At 70.3% G+C, this 2936-nt stretch carries 5 protein-coding genes; all 5 read right to left on the reverse strand.

Going from position 1 to position 2936, the window contains the following annotated elements:
* On the reverse strand, nucleotides 1-1024 hold a 1024-nt coding region (locus AX737_RS01205; protein WP_245293375.1), incomplete at its 3' end, for a heavy metal-binding domain-containing protein.
* A gap of 280 nt (nucleotides 1025-1304) precedes the next feature.
* Nucleotides 1305-1682, reverse strand: coding sequence for a DUF305 domain-containing protein (locus AX737_RS01210; RefSeq protein WP_003596982.1), 378 nt, complete (start codon nucleotides 1680-1682; stop codon nucleotides 1305-1307).
* Nucleotides 1683-1773: 91 nt separating this feature from the next.
* Complete coding sequence (locus AX737_RS01215) at nucleotides 1774-2016, reverse strand: hypothetical protein (protein WP_003596981.1); 243 nt, start codon at nucleotides 2014-2016, stop codon at nucleotides 1774-1776.
* 159 nt (nucleotides 2017-2175) lie between these two features.
* Entirely contained in the window at nucleotides 2176-2541 is a 366-nt protein-coding gene (locus tag AX737_RS01220; RefSeq protein WP_003596978.1) for a hypothetical protein, read from the reverse strand.
* 18 nt (nucleotides 2542-2559) lie between these two features.
* Nucleotides 2560-2936, reverse strand: a 377-nt coding sequence (locus tag AX737_RS01225) for an efflux RND transporter permease subunit (RefSeq protein WP_197430413.1), incomplete at its 5' end; no start/stop codon positions are given.

The following is a 2936-nucleotide window of genomic DNA, read 5'->3' on the forward strand; positions in this document are numbered from 1 at the left end:
GGGCCTCGGCCACCATCTGGACGATGCGGGCCAGCATGGTGTCGCGCCCGACCTTCGTGGCCTCGATCACGAGGGCCCCGGACTGGTTCAGGCTGCCGCCGACCACGGGGGCGCCCGCCGCCTTGGTGACCGGCATCGATTCCCCCGTCACCAGGCTCTCGTCCACCGAGCTCCGCCCCTCGGCGACGAAGCCGTCGACCGGCACCTTCTCGCCCGGGCGCACCCGCAACCGGTCGCCGGCCGCGATGGCGTCGAGGGACGTCTCTTCCTCGGAGCCGTCCGGTCGAATGCGGTGGGCCGTCTTCGGCGTCAGGTCGAGCAGGGCACGGATCGCGCCGCCGGTGCTCTCGCGGGCGCGAAGTTCCAGTACCTGCCCGAGGAGCACCAGAACCGTGATGACGGCCGCCGCCTCGAAGTAGGCAGGCACGGCCCCGCCATGCCCGCGCAGGGCCTGCGGGAACAGGCCCGGGGCAGCTGTGGCGACGACGCTGTAGAGGAAGGCGCAGCCCGTCCCCAGCGAAACCAGCGTGAACATGTTGAGGTTGCGCGAGACCACGGAACGATAGCCACGCACGAAGAACGGCCAGCCCGCCCAGAGCACCACAGGCGCGGCGAGCACGAACTGTATCCAGTTCGAGGTTTGCTGCCCGAGGCGTTCCGCCAGCCCGAACAGGTGGCCACCCATCTCCAGGACGAAGACGGGGAGCGTCAGCACGAGCCCGACCCGAAAGCGTCGGGTCATGTCGACCAACTCCTCGCTGGGGCCGGTGTCGGCGCCGACCACGGCCGGCTCAAGCGCCATCCCGCAGATGGGGCAGCCTCCCGGGCCGACCTGCCGCACCTCCGGGTGCATCGGGCAGGTGTAGATCGTACCCTCCGGCACCGGCTCCACCCTCGCCTGCCCCGGATCGAGGTAGCGGACCGGATCGGCCTCGAACTTGGTCCGGCATCCGTTCGAGCAGAAGTAGTACGGGTGCCCGGCGTGCTCGGCCCGATGCTTCGCGGCGTGCGGATCGACCGTCATCCCGCAGACGGGATCCTTGACCGTCCCGGTGCCGGAAGCCTGGGTCTCGTGATCACCGTGCCCAAGTTGCGCATGGTCGTGCCCGGCATGATGGCCGTGGCGCTCGTGCGAGGGGGGGACGCTATGCGGCATGACCTGGCTCCCGTGGGTTCGCATCGCCTTCGGTCACCGGCTTCCGGTGACGGGAAGCAGGCCGAGGCTGTCCAAGGACGTCGAACAGGTGACGGGGACGGCGGGCGTCCCCGTCGGGATGGGTGCCCCGGATCGGGGCGCGGCCGACCTACTTGGCGTGCTGCTTCAGCCACGCCTCCATCTCGCCGATCTCCTTCTCCTGGTCGTCGATGATCTTCTGGGCCATAGCCTTGGTGGACGGGTCCTTGGCGTGCTTCAGGGCAACCCTGGCCATCGCGACCGCGCCCTTGTGGTGCGGAATCATGTGGGTGCGGAAATCGACGTCCGGGTTGCCGGTGTAAGCGACGGCCATGTCCTTCATCATGGCCATGTCGGCGGCCTTGAAGTCCTTGGTCGAGGCGTCGTCCTTCGGGTCCGGCTTCATGGAGGACATCGAACCGTGGTCCTTCATGTCCTGCGCGTGGGCGGTACCGGCCAAACCGAGACCGAGAATGGCGGCGATGGCGAGCGTGTTCGGGATTTTCATGGTCGTTACCTTTTTCGATGGCGTGGGATGCCGTCGCGCCGGAACGGACGTCCGCTCCGGCGCGACGGGGCGTCGTGAGGCGCGGCGGCGTTCAGTGACCGTGGGGAGGCTTGGTGGCCGTTCCGTCGGAACGTCCGTGGTCCATCCGCTCGCCGGACTTCGCGGGGGCCGTGTCCCCGAGACGCATGTCGTGGGCAGGCCCTCCCGCCGTGCCGCCGCGGCTCGGCGTGGGCTGCGTCTGCTGCTCGGCGTTCGCGTTGCCCTGGTCGTCGGCGAAGGCGGGCGATGCCGCACCGAAGGCCATCAGAAGGGTGGCGAGAGCGGCGATTTTCATGTGGTGAACTCCTTGGCTCATTGAGGTTGGCCGGTCGCCGGCGTGCAGCTCGTCGACCGATGGCTCCGGCACGGGCACCCGCCTCGGGCGGCTCCCCCTGCATCCCTGCGTGGGATCTTCAGGCCCCCTTCCGGTCGCGCTCGCGACAGGGGGCGATGTTCAGTCGAACTTGCCGCTGGCCGTGGCACCGTCGGGCGCGGTGAGCTGCACGGCGCCCTTCGGGCTGTCCCCGAGCGCCACCGGGGCCGTCCCTGTCAGTCGGTTGCCGTCGGCCGGCTGCAGGGGGACCCGGGTCGGCTTGCCGCCGACGACGAGGATGGCCGTGCCCTTGAAGCCCGTGGCCGGCACCGGCTTCTGGCCGCCGTCCGACAGGAAGACGTCGACGGTCTCGCCCTTGGTAGCGAGCTCGACGTGGAACTTCCCGGCGTCGGCTACCCGGCCGCCGTGCTGGCCGGCGCTTTCGTGGGCGTACGCCGCGGTCGCCGCCATCAGGCCGGCGACGAGGGTCAGTCTGTGCAGGATCATGCTGGTTCTCCTCGGGGGTCAGTAGGCCTCGGCCGGGCGCGGTCGCGCGCCGTCCGGGGACGGGTCGGCCGGCGCCTCGGCGTGCAGGGCGTGCAGCCGCTCCAGCGGCTTGCGGCCGAAGCGCAGGAACAGGACGGGGGTCAGGAAGGTGTCGAGCAGCGTCGCGCTGACGAGGCCGCCGAAGATCGTCACCGCCACCGGGTGCAGGATCTCCTTGCCCGGGCTCGCCGCGTCGTAGAGCAGCGGCACCAGGGCCACCCCGGCCGAGAGCGCGGTCATCAGCACCGGGGTCAGCCGCTCCAGGCTGCCGCGAACCACGAGGTCGGGCCCGAACGGCACCCCCTCGTGCAGCGACAGGTTCAGGTAGTGGCTGATCTTGAGGATGCCGTTGCGGG

The organism is Methylobacterium sp. CCH5-D2 (assembly GCF_001556475.1).
GTDB lineage: Bacteria > Pseudomonadota > Alphaproteobacteria > Rhizobiales > Beijerinckiaceae > Methylobacterium > Methylobacterium hispanicum.

Bases quoted from the DNA above. Each gene is read 5' to 3' on its own strand.
- AX737_RS01210 (WP_003596982.1), bottom strand. From the start codon at position 1,682: ATGAAAATCCCGAACACGCTCGCCATCGCCGCCATTCTCGGTCTCGGT.
- AX737_RS01215 (WP_003596981.1), bottom strand. From the start codon at position 2,016: ATGAAAATCGCCGCTCTCGCCACCCTTCTGATGGCCTTCGGTGCGGCA.
- AX737_RS01220 (WP_003596978.1), bottom strand. From the start codon at position 2,541: ATGATCCTGCACAGACTGACCCTCGTCGCCGGCCTGATGGCGGCGACC.